Source organism: Marinobacterium marisflavi (assembly GCF_982447095.1).
The window spans coordinates 2,813,428-2,829,340 of sequence record NZ_OZ457898.1 but is presented as its reverse complement, the minus strand read 5'-3'; the positions used below and the strand labels follow the sequence as shown (position 1 = coordinate 2,829,340).

Here is a 15,913-nt window from a genome sequence, read left to right as displayed (position 1 = left end):
CACGCGATGATATTTTTTGATCAGCAGAGACGAAAAGTCTGTAGCCCAAGTATTACGCGGTTTGTGGCGTATTGGCAGAGTTTTTGCTCCATGATATTCAGTTAAAAATGGAACCCCTATGACAACTCCAAATCAGTATTCACAGCTGGTAGAGAATCTTACAAGCGCCGTTTTGGTGCTAGATCGCGCGCGTCAGGTGATCTTTGCTAACCCCTCTGCCGAGGTGCTGTTTGATGCTAGTCGTAAGCGTATGCAGGGTCTTAGCGCAGAGATCTTTTTCGGTGGCGAGCGCGAAGAGTTAGAGTTACTGCATCTGGTCTCCAAGACTGGTCACCGCTTCAGCAAGCGCGAAGCAAAAATGTTAACCGTCACAGGGCAGGCGCTGATAACCGATTACAGTGTTTCGCCGCTACCCGATGGCTTGATCTTAATTGAGGCACATCCACGGGATCGCCTGCTCAGAATTGAGCGCGAGGAGGAGTTACTTAATCGCCACGCTTCCGCCAGCGGATTAATACGCGGTTTGGCGCATGAGATTAAAAATCCTCTGGGCGGTATTCGTGGCGCAGCGCAACTTCTAGAGCGCGAACTACCCAGTGACGACCTCAAAGAGTTTACCCGCATCATCATTGACGAGGCGGACCGTCTTCGCAATCTGGTCGATCGTATGATGGGCCCGTACCGCAAACCACAGATCTCAGAGGTTAATATTCACGCGGTACTCGAGCATGTGCGCTCGCTGATTGATGTCGAATCTGAAGGCCGAATTGAGCTGGTGCGTGACTACGACCCCAGTCTGCCCGAGTTTGATGGTGACTATGAGCAGCTGATTCAGGCAATTCTGAATATCTGTAAAAACGCATTGCAGGCCCTGCAGTCTGCCAATATTGAGAACCCAAGAATTACGCTGCGTACACGTGCGCTGCGTCGCATCACGCTAGGTACAGAACAACACCGTCTGGTGGCCTGCGTTGAGATTGTCGATAACGGCCCCGGGATTCCTGCTGAGCTCGTCGACACTGTCTTTTTCCCTATGGTTACTGGTCGTGCTGAGGGTACAGGGCTTGGGCTGTCCATCGCCCAATCAATTATTAACCAGCACTCGGGTCTGATTGAGTGTAAATCCAAGCCCGGCCGAACCAGTTTTCAAATTTATATTCCGTTGGAGAGTTAAATGTCAGCCGCTGCATGTGTCTGGATCGTGGATGACGATCGCTCGATTCGTTGGGTGCTAGAGAGAGCGCTGTCTGGCGCAGGTATGGATACTCGCACCTTTGATAATGGTGATGAACTGCTGCGTCGAATAAAGCAGGAGCAGCCTGATGTCATCATTAGCGATATCCGTATGCCAGGTATCGATGGACTAGAGATGCTATCTCAGTTGCAGGAACTCTTCCCGCAGATACCGACCATCATTATGACCGCCCATTCAGATTTGGATAGTGCGGTTGCCTCTTATCAGGGTGGTGCCTTCGAGTATCTTCCCAAACCCTTCGATGTAGATGAGGCCGTCGCACTAGTGCAACGGGCTGTAGAGCACGCTGAAGAGCAGCGCGGCAAACAGCCTGTAGCGGTGGAGGAAGCCAGCACCGAAATCATCGGGGAAGCGCCGGCGATGCAGGAGGTTTTCCGCGCGATAGGGCGTTTGTCACACTCAAATATTACCGTTTTGATCAATGGTGAGTCGGGTACGGGTAAAGAGCTGGTTGCTCATGCTCTGCATACGCACAGTCCGCGCGCTGCTAATGAGTTTATTCCGCTCAATATGGCGGCAATACCGCGTGACCTGATTGAGTCCGAGCTATTTGGACATGAGAAAGGTGCCTTTACCGGCGCACAGGCAGCTCGTCGTGGCCGCTTCGAGCAGGCGGACGGCGGCACGCTCTTTCTTGATGAAATCGGTGATATGCCGGCCGAGACTCAGACGCGCTTGCTGCGCGTATTGGCAGACGGTGAGTTCTACCGCGTCGGTGGTCATACGCCAGTGAAGGTGGATGTACGAATTATCGCTGCGACTCACCAAAACCTTGAGGAGCTGGTAAAGCAGGGTAAGTTCCGCGAGGATCTGTTCCACCGTCTCAATGTTATTCGTGTGCACATACCTTCACTAGCGCAGCGCCGTGAGGATATCCCACGCTTGGCCCGCCACTTCTTAGCCGCTTCTGCACGTGAGCTGGATGTTGAAACTAAGACGCTGCGCCCAGAAGCAGAGGCTTTTCTAACCAAGTTGCCCTGGCCGGGTAACGTGCGCCAGTTGGAGAATACCTGTCGCTGGCTGACAGTCATGGCCTCCGGCCGCGAAGTGCTGGTGTCGGACTTGCCGCCGGAGCTGCTTGAGTCCAATGCTCAGGCACCGGCTGTCACGGGGAGCTGGGAGCAGGCGCTGAGAGGCTGGGCCGATCAGCAGCTGTTTACCGGTAATAGCGGTATTCTCAAAGAGGCGGTACCGCAGTTCGAGCAGGTGCTGATTGAGACTGCGCTGAAGCACACAGGTGGGCGTCGCCGAGATGCTGCTGAGCTACTTGGCTGGGGTCGAAATACTCTGACGCGCAAGATCAAAGAGCTCGGTATGGATGCCGAGGATAGTGCCTCAGAGGCGAGTTAACAGGGTATACTGGACAACATCATTGAGCTCGCGTTGAAGCTCTGTTTAGCCAATAGATAGAGAGTAGAACCTCCTGTGCTAGATGTGGTCCTTTATCAGCCTGAAATCCCACCGAACACCGGGAATATAATCCGTCTCTGCGCCAATACTGGTTTTCGTTTGCACTTAATTGAACCGCTCGGTTTTGAGTTGGATGATAAGCGTCTGCGTCGGGCGGGACTGGACTATCATGAATTTGCTGAGCTCAAGGTCTACCCTAGCTTAGAGGCCTGTGTAGATGCGCTCCAACCTCAACGCATTCTGTCGATGACAACCAAAACAGATGCGCGTTATTCAGATCACCAGTTTGCCGTTGGGGATATGATTCTTTTAGGTCCAGAAACGCGAGGCCTTCCGCAGGAGGTGCTCGACTCAACCACGCCGATCACCCTGCCGATGCTAGAGAACTCTCGTAGCCTAAATCTTTCCAATGCCTGTGCGATCGTGGTGTATGAGGCCTGGCGTCAGCTCGGTTTTGCCAGCTCCTAGACCTAGGAGTGGATATCAGGAGGCGAGCAGCGGTAGCTTAACGCCAGCCAATCTCAGGCTGATCTGAGCAATCAGCAGCCAAGGGTCTGCTCGGTTTTGGCCCTTGATCGCCGCGTCCGCCTCACCCGCTGTTCGCAGCATCGCTTCAAGTTCGGACAGACGCACACGGCGACTGGCTGTGCGTACCAGAGTTTTGCGCTTACCCCAGATGCGCTCACGCTGCGCCAGCTGATCGTAATTTTTGCCTTGAGCGATGCCCTCAATAACCCGATGCAGACTGCGCAATTCGCGGGTGAGTGCCCAAAGCACTACCGGAGCCTCAAGACCCTCTTGGCGCAGCGCGTGAACGATATGTTGGCAACGTGCAGCCTGGCACTGCAGTGCAGCGTCCGTGAGAGCGAAAATATCAAAGCGTGAACTGTCACTCACCGCAGCATCGACCTGATCGAGTGTGAGCTGCTGATTGGGGTAGACCAGAGTGAGCTTTTGTAACTCTTGTTGTGCGGCGAGTAGGTTTCCCTCTACCCGATCAGCAAGGCTCTGAAGTGCTTCCGGTTCGAAGCTCAGCCCCATAGTGGCTGCGCGCTGTGTCAACCAGCCGGGCAGTGCCTCTACTTCAACCGGCCAGATCTCAACGATCATCCCCTTGGTCTCAATGGTTTTAAACCAGGCGCTCTTTTTAGCGCTGCCATCGAAGCGGTCTGCAAGGATTAGCAGGACTGTATCTGGGGCTGGATTGTCGAGGTAGCGTTGCAGCAGATCACTGGTCGCCTTCAGGATTTTTTGCGAGCCGAGGCGCAGCTCAATGATTTTACGTTCGGCAAACAGCGAGAGGCTATTGGCTGACTCGAATACCTGATCCCAGTTGAACTGTGCATCGACATGCATCAGCTCACGCTCTGAGAAATCGAGCTCGCGTAGCTTAGCGCGGATCAGGTCAGCGGCTTCGCCGTGCAGTAGCGCCTCATCACCGGTTACCAGATAGATCGGCAACGGCTCATTGCTGCGCTCCAGCGTTTTGGCGAGTTGCTCCGCTTTGACCTTCATCTAACGTTAGTTAGCCGGCGCGTAGCTCAGGTACTGGCGTACGATTTGGTCTGCCAGCGCGCGGTTCAGCTCTGCTTGATAGCTGCTCTCCAACGACTCAAGAGCCAGCGTGTTGGAGTTCTCACTGTAACTTCGGTCAGCGCGAACTTCACGCTCGAGCACAGGGGTTTCGTTGTCACCCTGATAGAGGGCAAAGCTTACGCGTCCGCTCAACTCATACTCCAAGGCTTCAGCGCGAGCGCTAAGCGTCAGAGCACGTTTGTTGTAGCGTGCGGTGCCAAGTTCAAGACGGTAGGGAGCGGATTCGCTAATCACTACCCCTGAGCCGCTAAGCTGTTTGACCAGCTCGCGACCCAGAGCGGTGGGCTGCGCGCTCTGCTCGACCATTACGAGTTGTTGTAGTGCCTCAGGGACCTCATAGAGGCCTTTGAGTTTAAATCCGCAGGCACTCAGTGCCAGCGAACAGAGCAGTACAAGAGTCGCGCGACGCTTCATCTTATTCCCTTACAACCTTAACCTACGACGAGGTTAACCAGTTTACCCGGCACAACGATCTCTTTGCGAACCGCTTTGCCTTCCATATGTTTCTGCACGTTCGGCTCAGCCAGCGCCATCTGTACGATCACAGCTTTGTCGGCATCGGCTGACACGTTGATACGCGCGCGTAGCTTACCGTTTACCTGTACAACCAGATCAACGCTGTCGCGCTCTAGCGCAGACTCGTCGAATTTCGGCCAGTTGTCGGCTTGAGCTGAACCCGTCAGTTCAGTCAGCAGAACATCAGCAACGTGAGGCACGATCGGTGACAGCAGCTGCACGCCGGCTACCAGTGCTTCCTGAATCACGGCGCGACCCTGCTCGGAGGTGTCGGCTGCGCGACTAATGCTGTTTGATAGCTCCATTACCGCGGCGATAGCCGTGTTGAAGGTTTGGCGGCGCTCGATGTCGTCGCTAACCTTCTGAATTGTTTCATGGGTCTTGCGGCGCAGCTCCTTAGCGGCATCGCTTAGGCTATTCTTATCCAGCGCAACCACAGGGCCTTGTGCCAGATGGTCAGACACTTGTTTCCACAGACGTTTGAGGAAGCGGTGAGCACCCTCGACACCTGAGTCAGACCACTCCAGAGACTGTTCTGGGGGAGCGGCGAACATCATAAACAGGCGCACGGTGTCAGCACCGTATTTGTCGATCATCACCTGCGGGTCGATGCCGTTGTTCTTCGACTTCGACATCTTCGACATGCCGTCGTGAATCAATGGCTGCCCGCTCTCGGCATGCTTGGCTGCGGTGATGCGGCCTTTGTCATCAGTTTCGACCTGTACTTCAGCAGGTGATACCCATACTTTACCGCCCTGCGCATCTTCGTAGTAATAGCTATCTGCCAAAACCATACCCTGACACAGCAGGCCAGCGAACGGCTCATCAGAGTTAACCAGACCTTCGTCACGCAGTAGTTTGTGGTAGAAGCGCGAGTAGAGTAGGTGCAGGATCGCATGTTCGATACCGCCGATGTACTGATCCACTGGCAGCCAGTAGTTAGCGGCTTTAGGGTCGAGCATCTTGTTATCGCTGAAGCGGCTGGCGTAGCGGGCGAAGTACCAGCTCGACTCCATAAAGGTGTCGAAGGTGTCAGTTTCGCGCTCGGCGTCAGCGCCACACTTCGGGCAGCTGGTCTTGATGAAGCTCTCCATCTTCTTGATCGGTGAGCCGACACCATCAAAGGTGACCTCTTCAGGCAGCAGTACAGGCAACTGATCTTCAGGTACCGGCACGGCGCCACAGCTATTACAGTTCACAACTGGGATGGGTGCACCCCAGTAGCGCTGGCGCGAAACGCCCCAGTCACGCAGACGGAACTGAATAGTCACCTTGCCTCGACCTTTGCTCTCAAGCTCGGTTGCGATCGCTTTGAAAGCGAGGTCGAATTCGAGATCATCAAAATCACCCGAGTTAACCAGTACGCCTTTCTCAGTGAACGCCTCTTTACCCAGATCGATCTCGATCTTCTCATCCAGAGGCTTAACCACCTGTTTGATTGGCAGGTTGTACTTAACTGCAAATTCGTAGTCGCGCTGGTCGTGTGCCGGTACCGACATGACCGCGCCTGAGCCGTAATCCATCAGTACGAAGTTAGCGGTCCAGACAGGAACCTCTTCGCCGGTCAGCGGATGGATAGCGGTGATGCCTAGCGGCATACCTTTCTTCTCCATCTGCGCCATCTCAGCTTCAGCCACTTTCTGGTGACGACACTCTTCAATGAAGGCCGCGATGTCAGCATCTTTCTGAGCAGCAGCGAGCGCCAGAGGATGCTGACTTGCCACAGCAACGTAGGTGACACCCATAAGGGTATCCGGGCGAGTCGTGTAGACCTCTAGTGGACCGTAACCGGCAACATCAAAGCTCAGCTCGACACCCTTGGAGCGACCGATCCAGTTGCGCTGCATAGTGCGCACCTGCTCAGGCCAGCGCAGCTGGTCGAGGTCATTCAGGAGCTGATCGGCGTAGTCGGTAATCTTTAGGAACCACTGTGGAATCTTCTTGCGCTCCACCAAAGCGCCCGAGCGCCATCCACGACCATCGATAACCTGCTCGTTTGCTAGAACAGTTTGGTCGACCGGGTCCCAGTTCACCTCTGCATCTTTTTTGTAGACGACACCCTTCTCCATCAGGCGAGTGAAGAACCACTGCTCCCAACGGTAGTACTCAGGGTGACAGGTCGCTAATTCACGTGACCAGTCGTAACCAAAGCCCATCTGTTTGAGCTGATTACGCATGTAGTCGATGTTGGAGTAGGTCCAGTTGGCTGGCGGCACATTGTTTTTCAGTGCAGCGTTCTCTGCGGGTAGGCCGAAGGCATCCCAACCCATAGGCTGAAGCACGTTCTTGCCCTGCATGCGCTGATAGCGCGAGATCACATCGCCGATGGTGTAGTTACGAACGTGACCCATGTGTAGCCGCCCACTTGGGTAAGGGAACATCGACAGACAGTAGAACTTCTCTTTATCGCTATTCTCTTCAACTTTGAAGGCGTTGGTATCGTCCCATTTCTGCTGGATTTGAGATTCGATCGTTTGGGGCTGGTAGTTTTCGTTCATCGGCCTGTATCAGTGCATAGAAAAACGGTGTCTGGCGTGGGCGTTTTCCTGAAGAAAAGGCCTTAGGCTGACACCGCTCAATGGTTAGTTTCATAAACTTAGTCAATACTGCTAAGCATACAATAATTGTGACTGAGCAAACAGCCTGGCAGGTCGCACAAAGGCCCCAGTTGGCCTGAGGAGAGAGGAAAATGGAGCACGGATCGAAGCACGACCCTAAACAAGCACCGCAGCAACCGAATGCTAACCCGCAAAACTACGACCGCATCCTCGATAATCTGATACACAAGTTGGATGATTCGGGCGTGAAAACCTGGGAGTTTATCGAGCAGCAGATTGAGGAGGCGGTCGCGATAGATCAGGCCGCAGAGGAGTTGACCAAAGATGAGGCGCAGCTGTTGGCGGCCTACCTGCGGCGCGACCTTAAGTCGCTCGGATTCACTCTACATGAGGTGGGTGCAACCCTAGCACAGTGGCTCAAGTTCGATTTGGCACTGCTGGAGCAGAGCGTTGTTGAGCGTTTATTAGCCGTCGCCGATCGCAGTCGAATCGATTATGAGTTACTGCGAGAGCAGCTCGATCATGGTGAGGAGCAGTACTTGAGCGGAGAGGTAACAGTGCCGGGTACGCTGCGCTGTCTGCACTGTAGTGCGCAGCAGCAGTTGCAGGAGACTGGGCGTATCGAGCCCTGCGCTGATTGTGGCGGTTTAGTGTTTGAACGACCGCTGCCGACGCGAGTAGATTAGCGCGACAACAAATAGTACTAGCCAGCCCAACAGAGTCGGGTAGCTTCCAAAGCGTTGATAAACCGTGCTCTCGGTGTTGGGCCAGACCTCAGTCTGTAACACCTGAGTGGAACGATCCGGCGCTTGAGCCGCAATCCGGCCCAGGGGGTCGATCACTGCGGTGTGACCGTTATTCGTTGCGCGAATCAACCAGCGGTGATTCTCCAGCGCACGCATGCGCGCAATCTGCAGGTGCTGCGCGGGACCGTGCGAGCCCTCAAACCAGGTATCGTTGGAGACGGTTAGCATCAAACTCGTGCCTGCGTTGACCTCTGATCGAACCAGTTCGGGATAAGCGATCTCATAGCAGACAGATGCAGCGACCGGCGTATCACCAATCTGCAGAGGCGTGCTCTGTTTATTGGGTAGTGAGAAGCTCGACATCGGCAGGTCGAAAAACTCGATCGCTCCGCGCAGCCAGTTCTCCATTGGTATGTACTCGCCAAAAGGGACCAGCCGCTGTTTGTCGTAGACGCTTGGGAAGCCCGTAAGTGTGCCGATGGAGTTGAGGTAGACCCAGCGCTCAGCATCATCACGCCACTCTCTGCGAGGGAAACCCGATACGAGTATTTGGTTGCGGCGATCCAGCTCATTGATCCATGGACTGAGAACATCAAAGCTTGAGTTGATAAGCCGCGGAATGGCAGTCTCTGGCCAAATTATCCACTGGGCGTCTGGTGCATCAAGGCTGAGTTCGCCGAGTTGCCTAATGTGGCTGTCGAAGTGGCTCTGCTGCCACTTAAGTGATTGGCTGATATTGGGTTGTATCAGAGCGAGTTTGATTGAGCGTCCCGATTGGTCGATAGACGCCGGCGGCACAAAATTGATGCCAGCAAAGAGCAGTAGTGCTGTAATCAGGGTCTTAGATTCGCGATGCTGGATCGCAAAGGCGACCAGTAACGCCAATACAACGACAGCAGAGCTCACCAGCCAGATACCGCCCAGCGGCGCTAGATTCGCCAGGGGTGTATCAATCCAGCCATATCCGAGGTAGAGCCAGGGAAAACCCGTCAACAGCCAGCTGCGCAGCCACTCAAATCCGATCCAGAGTGCGCCGAAACCGATGGGGCTGGGGTGTTTGAATATCCGCTTGTAGAGGTAGAACTGCAGAGCGAAAAGCAGACCCAAACCGACACAGAAGAGTGCCGTCATCAGCGCTGCCACCGGAGCGTTCATGCCGCCGTGATAGTGAATGCTCACATACACCCAGCTAACCCCAGCTCCAAAGAATCCAGAGCCGTAGAGCCAGCCTGAGCGCCAGCCCGATCGACTGCGTTGCAGTAGCAGATAGGCTGCGATAACAGAAATCAGCGAGAACGCGGGCCAGTTGAACGGGGCGAAGCTGAGTGTGGCACTCGCACCGGCCAAGAGCATCAACAGTATCTGGCTAATTGAAGATGCTCGCAGCACGCCTAGTCCTTGTTACGACGAACCTGGATCAGACGAAGGCGGCGGTTGTCAGCCGCAAGTACAGTGAAGTTGAATCCTTCGTAATCAATCGTCTCACCCTTAGCCGGAAGATGACCGAATTGACGTGTTACCAGACCGCCGATGGTATCGAAATCATCGTCCGGTAGGCCGACATCGAAGTACTCGTTGAAGTCTTCGATGTCTGTCAGTGCTTTAACAATAAAGCCGTCATCATCGAACGGTTTGATGTTGCCATCATCGTCTTCAGCGTCGTGCTCATCCTCAATTTCACCAACGATCTGCTCCAGCACATCCTCGATAGTGACCAAACCTGCGACACCGCCGTACTCATCGACGACCACGGCCATGTGATGGCGGTTTATACGGAATTCGCGCAGCAACACATTCAGGCGTTTGCTCTCTGGGATGAAGGTAGGTTTACGCAGATGAGCGCCAAGATCGAAATCGTCGAGGTTGCCTTCAAGGGCGTAGGGGAGCAGATCTTTCGCTAGCAGGATGCCAGCGACCTCATCCTGGTTCTCGCCAACCACCGGAAAGCGCGAGTGCGCGCTGGAGATGATAGTGGGCATAAATTCGCGGGGGTGCTGATCCATCTGAACCACCACCATCTGCGAGCGCGGAATCATAACATCACGCACTTGCATATCGGTTACTTGAATCGCGCCCTCAACAATGGAGAGTGCATCGGTATCCAGGATGCCGGTATCGCCGGCTTCATAAAGTACCTCTAGGAGGTCATCGCGGGTTTTCGGCTCGTCCGAGAATGCTTGGGCAAGTTTGCCAAAGAATGTCTTGGATGAGCCGCTCGATCGGTCTTCGCTCATAAATCCTCAGATATTAAGCATAGGGATCTGGGATCTGGAGTTGAGCGAGTAGTTCACGCTCTAGAGACTCCATGATCTCAGCTTCGTCATCATTTATATGATCGAAACCCAGCAGATGCAAGGTTCCATGTATGACCATATGGGCCCAATGGTGGGCCAATAGCTTGTTTTGCTCCTGCGCTTCACGCGCAACAACCTCAGCGCAGATCGCCAGATCGCCCAGAATATCTATCGGCAGACCGTCTGGAAGTTCAATTGGTGGCGCTTCGAACGGGAAGGAGAGCACGTTAGTAGGCTTATCCTTGCCACGGTAGTCGCGGTTTAGCTCCTGGCTCTCCTCGGGGGTGACGATACGAATACAGAGCTCGCCACCGTCTCTGCGCCCATTAATCGCCAACTGAGCCCAGCGCTCGAAGTCGTTATCGTCGGGCAGATCCGAATTGTCGACGTCGCGAATCACTTCCAGATAGAGGCTCATGCTTTGTCCTGCTTGGCTTCGTAGCGTTCATAGGCCAGAACAATGTGCTGCACAATCGGATGGCGCACGACGTCGCGTGCCGTGAAATGGGTGAAACCGATACCTTTTACACCCTCGAGCACCTCAAGCGCATGCAGCAGGCCCGAGCGAATACCCTTGGGTAGATCCACCTGAGTCGTGTCGCCGGTAATGACAGCAGTAGAGCCGAATCCGATACGCGTTAGAAACATCTTCATCTGCTCACGCGTGGTGTTCTGACTCTCATCAAGAATGACATAGGCGTTGTTGAGTGTACGTCCGCGCATGTAGGCCAGCGGCGCGATCTCAATGACGTTCTTCTCGATCAGTTTGCTGACCTTCTCAAATCCAAGCATATCGTAGAGAGCGTCATAGAGCGGGCGCAGGTAAGGGTCCACTTTCTGGCTGAGGTCGCCAGGCAGAAAACCAAGCTTTTCTCCCGCTTCGACTGCCGGACGCACCAATAGAATGCGGCTCACCTCTTCGCGCTCTAGCGCTTCTACAGCGCAAGCTACGGCGAGGTACGTCTTACCGGTGCCGGCCGGTCCAATGCCGAAATTAATATCGTGATAGCGGATCGAGCGCACATACCCCTGTTGATTTTCGCCGCGCGGTCGAATCAGCACCTTGCGAGTACGGATGCTGACTTCCGACTCTTCTGCTTGGGCGTTGCGGGCCTGAATACCGGTCTGTTGAATACCTAGATGCACTTCGGCTGGCGACAGCGGTAGACCATTAATGGCATCCTGGTAGAGCTTCTCGAGCAGCTCTGTTACCGGGCGCAATTGCGCGAGCTCGCCTTCGAGTTCGAGGGTGAAACCGCGGCTGCTGACGCGCACGCCAGTGCGTTCTTCGATCAGTTTGAGGTGCTCATCAAATTGGCCGCAAAAATTGGCCAGTGCTGCGCCGTCCTCGGGCTGTAGACGGATGAGGTGGTTGCCGCGATCTGCGCTCATACTCAATCTAGCTCCGAGCTGATTAGCTCACCGATGAGGGAGTTTGGCAGCGCCTCAACGATCTTCACATCAGCGAAGTGACCGATTAGATCTGGATTGTCACAACGGAAGTTCACCACACGGTTGTTTTCAGTACGACCGCTGAGCTGACCAGGGTCCTTCTTAGAGTAACCGTTGACTAAGATGCGCTGTGTGCTGCCTACCATGCGGCGGCTGATCTGCAGCGCGTTCTGCGTAATGCGGCTCTGCAAAATGTGCAGACGCTGTTTCTTGGTCTCTTCGGTGACATCATCCGGTAGATCCGATGCCGGTGTGCCGGGGCGGCGACTGTAGATGAAGCTAAATGAGGTGTCGAAACCTATATCCTCGATCAGTTTCATTGTGGCGGCAAAATCCGCTTCGGTTTCGCCTGGGAAGCCGATAATGAAGTCAGACGAGAAGCTAATATCCGGACGCTTCGCTTTGATGCGGCGCAGCTTAGATTTGTACTCTAGGCAGGTGTGGCCGCGCTTCATCGCCATCAGCACGCGGTCCGAACCGCTCTGAACCGGCAGGTGTAGATGGCTCACTAGTTCGGGCACTTCGTCATAGACCTCGATCAGCGAGTCACTGAACTCGACTGGATGTGAGGTGGTAAAGCGTATGCGGTCGATTCCATCGATCTGTGCCACGGCGCGAATAAGCTCAGCAAGGTCTGCATGGTCGCCATCGGCTGTCTCACCACGGTAGGCATTGACGTTTTGACCCAGCAGATTCACTTCACGAACACCCTGCTCAGCCAGCTCGATACACTCAGTGATTACATCATCGAGTGGGCGGCTCACCTCTTCACCGCGAGTGTATGGCACAACACAGAAGGTACAGTATTTGCTGCACCCCTCCATAACAGAGACAAACGCCTCTGCACCCTCAACTTTTGGGGCGGGCAGGTGATCAAATTTCTCTATTTCCGGGAAGCTGACATCGACAATGCCCACTTTGCCCCCCTTAGTATCCTCAATCATCTCAGGAAGGCGGTGCAGTGTCTGCGGGCCGAAGATCATATCAACGAAGGGTGCACGGTCACGTATGGCCTCGCCCTCTTGGCTAGCAACACAGCCACCAACACCGATCATCAGTCCGGGCTTCTGCTCTTTCAGCAGACGCCAGCGACCCAACTGGTGGAAAACCTTCTCCTGCGCCTTCTCGCGGATTGAACAGGTGTTTAGCAGCAAGACATCTGCCTCTTCCGGGTTTTCGGTCAACTCTAACTGGTGGCTATCACCGAGGAGATCGGCCATACGGGCAGAGTCATACTCGTTCATCTGACATCCGTGTGTCTTGATAAAGAGCTTTTTAGTCATGTGTCACCTGTTCGTTAAATCGTTACTGAGCCGGATGCCGAGGCGGGGCATGTTAAAACGGTAAAACCCCATAAAACCGGGGCGCGAGATTATACCTGAGCCATATAAGACTGACCAGAAATTGATCAGCGCTTGTTTTTTACATGCGCACCCCCATCTACCCAGCAATATAGTGTTTTGGAGCTAAGTAAATGGCCGAAGATAAACGTCTCTACCGGGTCAGCTATGTAAATCGGGATAAGGTGTACGAACTCTACTGTGAGCAGGTTTACACTGCGGATATGTGGGGCTTTATCGCGCTTGAAGGGTTTGTGTTTGGTTCTAAAACCGATGTGCTGATTGATCCTTCCGAGGAGAAACTGAAACAGCAGTTTGAGGGGGTGGAGCGCTCTTTCGTGCCGCTGCAGGCGATCATTCAAATCGATCAGGTTGAGAAGCGTGGGACTCCACGCGTATCAGACGCTAAAGGTACGGTAACGGCATTCCCGACTCTGATGAGTCGGGATTGATGTTACTCGGTGAGAGCTAAGCTCCCGTCCACCTCCTGGCAGAGGGCAGGGGGGATCATTGCGAGGTCCAATTCGATCTGGTCAAGCTGAAAGAATTCGACGCTGGAGTCCTCATAGATAACCTCGGCCCCTTCGATGCGGAAGCAGTTGATCGCCGAGCTAGCCCAGACTTTCTCCCAGCGTTGAGCACCGGTACGACTTCCCGGCTGTAGTGGCCCAGCAATTCGCAACCAAGCGTTGGGGCGGCCGCTTTTGAAAGACGGAACAACCTGCCCTTGTCGGTCAAAAGCGGTGGTTTTGAACATTACATACTCGAGCGAACGCCCGGTTTTATTGGTGAAGTCGACCTGCGCTGCAACTAACTGTTTTTTACCAGTCTCTGTGGTGAGGTCGTGAACAACAAGCCGCTGCTCTGGCATCGGAGGCGGTACGGGTGCTTCAGCGACTTTATCCTTGGTGGTAACACATCCTGCCAGCAGCAGTGGCGCTGCCAGTGATACAAAGATTAACTGTACCGTTCTTTTATTGGACATTCTCGGTGACAACTCCCTATTAATCTTAGGTTAAGACCGTTATACACCGAATTAGTTCAAGCTGCCTAATAATTAATCAGTAGGTTTTGCTTGGATCAGCGTTTTAGAGGGCTGTCCAGGAATCTCCTTTGCCAACCTAGGCATGAGGTAGCCGGGCAACTGAGCTTGCATTTGAGCGGCGAGTGCTTGTGCTTGCGGTTCTGGTAGATCGAAATGGCTGGCGCCTTTGACCGGATCAAACAGGAATAGGTAGTAAGGCAGTATCGCGCTTCGATAGAGGGTCCGGCTGAGCTCAACTTGAATCTCAGTTTGGTCGTTAATTCCACGCAAAATTACCGCCTGATTCAGTAGCGTGATGCCGGCGTTGCGCAGCCGCAGACAGGCGTCGGTTAGCTCTGCGCTTATCTCCTGAGGGTGGTTAATGTGCAGAACCAGAGCCGTTTGAAGTCCTGAGTTACTTAATATCCTCACCAAGCGCTCAGTTACACGGCTAGGAATCACAACCGGCAGACGTGAGTGAATTCGCAGCCGCTCGATATGTTCAATGGCGCTGAGTTCGCTAATTAGATCCTCCAAGCGCTTATCCGAACTCACCAAAGGATCGCCGCCTGAGAGAATCACCTCCCGTAGTTCAGTATGCGTGCGAATGTAGTCCAGCGCTCGCTCTTTAGCAGGGCCACTTATGCGGTTCTCTTCATAGGGGAAATGTCGCCGGAAGCAGTAGCGGCAGTTGATCGCACAGGCACCACTGAGAATCAGCAAAAGTCTGTCTTTGTACTTATGCACCACGCCAGGTACTGGACGCGCTTCCGACTCCTCTAACGGGTCGGTAATAAAACCGGCTTTATCAACGAACTCAGCGTCGATCGGCAGTACCTGTTTGAGTAGTGGGTCATGGATGTCGCCGGGCTGCATTAGTGCGACGAATTCTCGAGGTACACGCAGTCCAAAAAGCTTGGCGGCGCGCTCAGCAGCTGGAAGATGCTCAGCGGAGAGGTTGAGCAGTGCAAGCAGTTCAGCTGGATCAGTTACCAGGTTCTTAAGGCTCATTTGCCAGTCGGCGGGTGGGAAATTAAGCGCTTGCATCGAATTCACACTTTAACTGTTTGGCCGGCATTCTCCTTTCAAGTAGAATGCGCGTCAAACTAAACGTCAATGTGGATAAATTTGATGGGCAACGTATCAAGCGGCCAGTTTAAAACTGGTATGAAAGTGATGGTCGATGGCGACCCTTGTAACATGGTTGAAGTCGAGTTTGTTAAGCCTGGTAAAGGGCAAGCCTTTACCCGCGTGCGTCTGCGCAACCTGCTCACCGGTCGTATCTGGGAGCGTACCTTCAAGTCGAACGAATCAGCTGAAACTGCTGACGTTATGGATCGTGACATGGAGTACCTCTACAGCGACGGTGAGATGTGGCACTTCATGGAGCCGCAGAGCTTCGAGCAGTATGCTGCTGACCAGAATGCAGTTGCTGAGGGCGCCAAATGGCTGAAAGAGGGCGATAAAGTGATGATCACCCTTTGGAACGATAACCCGATCGCAGTGACTCCGCCTAACTTTGTAGAGCTGCAAGTGGTTGAGACCGATCCGGGACTGAAGGGCGATACAGCGAACGGCGGTTCCAAGCCAGCGAAGATGAGCACCGGTGCTGTTGTCAAAGTACCTCTATTCATCAACGAAGGTGAGGTCCTGCGTATCGATACTCGTACCGGTGAGTACGTAAGCCGCGCTTAAGGCATAGATCCACAAGAGGGGTCAGAC

16 protein-coding genes are annotated in these 15,913 nt (G+C 54.0%); 6 read left to right on the top strand and 10 right to left on the bottom strand.

The features are described from left to right. The first annotated feature begins 118 nt into the window (after positions 1-118). From glnL to trmL, 3 genes are all read left to right on the top strand, one after another. Positions 119-1,174: a nitrogen regulation protein NR(II) gene (gene glnL, locus AC1WNR_RS13930; RefSeq protein WP_481645096.1), complete on the top strand. Its 1,056-nt coding sequence runs from the start codon at positions 119-121 to the stop codon at positions 1,172-1,174. Next, a complete protein-coding gene (gene glnG, locus AC1WNR_RS13925; protein WP_481645095.1) occupies positions 1,175-2,605 on the top strand; it encodes a nitrogen regulation protein NR(I) in 1,431 nt (476 codons plus the stop codon). Positions 2,606-2,680: 75 nt separating this feature from the next. Then, complete coding sequence (gene trmL / locus AC1WNR_RS13920) at positions 2,681-3,133, top strand: tRNA (uridine(34)/cytosine(34)/5-carboxymethylaminomethyluridine(34)-2'-O)-methyltransferase TrmL (protein ID WP_481645094.1); 453 nt, start codon at positions 2,681-2,683, stop codon at positions 3,131-3,133. A 15-nt stretch (positions 3,134-3,148) separates the two neighbouring features. On the opposite strand, the gene holA is transcribed toward trmL, so the two are convergent. Genes holA through leuS form a run of 3 tightly spaced genes read right to left on the bottom strand, consistent with a single transcriptional unit; the run spans position 3,149 to position 7,275 of the window. Beyond that, on the bottom strand, positions 3,149-4,180 hold the full coding sequence (holA, locus tag AC1WNR_RS13915) for a DNA polymerase III subunit delta (RefSeq protein WP_481645093.1): 1,032 nt from the start codon (positions 4,178-4,180) through the stop codon (positions 3,149-3,151). A gap of 6 nt (positions 4,181-4,186) precedes the next feature. Beyond that, positions 4,187-4,675 carry an LPS-assembly lipoprotein LptE gene (locus AC1WNR_RS13910; RefSeq protein WP_481645092.1) on the bottom strand — a complete coding sequence of 163 codons (489 nt, stop codon included), beginning with the start codon at positions 4,673-4,675 and terminating at the stop codon, positions 4,187-4,189. 17 nt (positions 4,676-4,692) lie between these two features. Beyond that, complete coding sequence (gene leuS / locus AC1WNR_RS13905; RefSeq protein ID WP_481645091.1) at positions 4,693-7,275, bottom strand: leucine--tRNA ligase; 2,583 nt, start codon at positions 7,273-7,275, stop codon at positions 4,693-4,695. Positions 7,276-7,466: 191 nt separating this feature from the next. Here leuS and AC1WNR_RS13900 point away from each other — a divergent pair, with 191 nt between their 5' ends. After that, on the top strand, positions 7,467-8,021 hold the full coding sequence (locus AC1WNR_RS13900; RefSeq protein ID WP_481645090.1) for a zinc ribbon-containing protein: 555 nt from the start codon (positions 7,467-7,469) through the stop codon (positions 8,019-8,021). Here AC1WNR_RS13900 and lnt read toward each other — a convergent pair. From lnt to miaB, 5 genes are read right to left on the bottom strand one after another with little or no spacing between them, the layout of a single operon-like run. Beyond that, positions 7,983-9,470: an apolipoprotein N-acyltransferase gene (gene lnt, locus AC1WNR_RS13895; RefSeq protein ID WP_481645089.1), complete on the bottom strand. Its 1,488-nt coding sequence runs from the start codon at positions 9,468-9,470 to the stop codon at positions 7,983-7,985. The genes AC1WNR_RS13900 and lnt overlap by 39 nt on opposite strands. Before the next feature lie 2 nt (positions 9,471-9,472). Then, entirely contained in the window at positions 9,473-10,315 is an 843-nt protein-coding gene (locus tag AC1WNR_RS13890) for an HlyC/CorC family transporter (protein WP_481645088.1), read from the bottom strand. A gap of 13 nt (positions 10,316-10,328) precedes the next feature. Further along, complete coding sequence (ybeY, locus tag AC1WNR_RS13885; protein ID WP_481645087.1) at positions 10,329-10,793, bottom strand: rRNA maturation RNase YbeY; 465 nt, start codon at positions 10,791-10,793, stop codon at positions 10,329-10,331. Then, positions 10,790-11,767: a PhoH family protein gene (locus AC1WNR_RS13880; protein ID WP_481645086.1), complete on the bottom strand. Its 978-nt coding sequence runs from the start codon at positions 11,765-11,767 to the stop codon at positions 10,790-10,792. The genes ybeY and AC1WNR_RS13880 overlap by 4 nt, the downstream gene beginning before the upstream one ends. A gap of 2 nt (positions 11,768-11,769) precedes the next feature. Continuing rightward, positions 11,770-13,110: a tRNA (N6-isopentenyl adenosine(37)-C2)-methylthiotransferase MiaB gene (gene miaB, locus AC1WNR_RS13875; RefSeq protein WP_481645085.1), complete on the bottom strand. Its 1,341-nt coding sequence runs from the start codon at positions 13,108-13,110 to the stop codon at positions 11,770-11,772. Positions 13,111-13,301: 191 nt separating this feature from the next. On the opposite strand from miaB, the gene AC1WNR_RS13870 reads away from it, so the two are divergent. After that, positions 13,302-13,619, top strand: coding sequence for a DUF1820 family protein (locus tag AC1WNR_RS13870; RefSeq protein WP_481645084.1), 318 nt, complete (start codon positions 13,302-13,304; stop codon positions 13,617-13,619). Between the two features lie 2 nt (positions 13,620-13,621). On the opposite strand, the gene AC1WNR_RS13865 is transcribed toward AC1WNR_RS13870, so the two are convergent. Together AC1WNR_RS13865 and epmB are read right to left on the bottom strand one after the other, a co-directional pair. Further along, positions 13,622-14,152, bottom strand: coding sequence for a hypothetical protein (locus tag AC1WNR_RS13865; RefSeq protein WP_481645083.1), 531 nt, complete (start codon positions 14,150-14,152; stop codon positions 13,622-13,624). 72 nt (positions 14,153-14,224) lie between these two features. Then, positions 14,225-15,238, bottom strand: coding sequence for an EF-P beta-lysylation protein EpmB (gene epmB, locus AC1WNR_RS13860; protein ID WP_481645082.1), 1,014 nt, complete (start codon positions 15,236-15,238; stop codon positions 14,225-14,227). An 84-nt stretch (positions 15,239-15,322) separates the two neighbouring features. Between epmB and efp the strand changes: the two genes are divergently transcribed. Then, entirely contained in the window at positions 15,323-15,886 is a 564-nt protein-coding gene (gene efp / locus AC1WNR_RS13855) for an elongation factor P (protein ID WP_481645081.1), read from the top strand. Positions 15,887-15,913 lie beyond the last annotated feature (27 nt).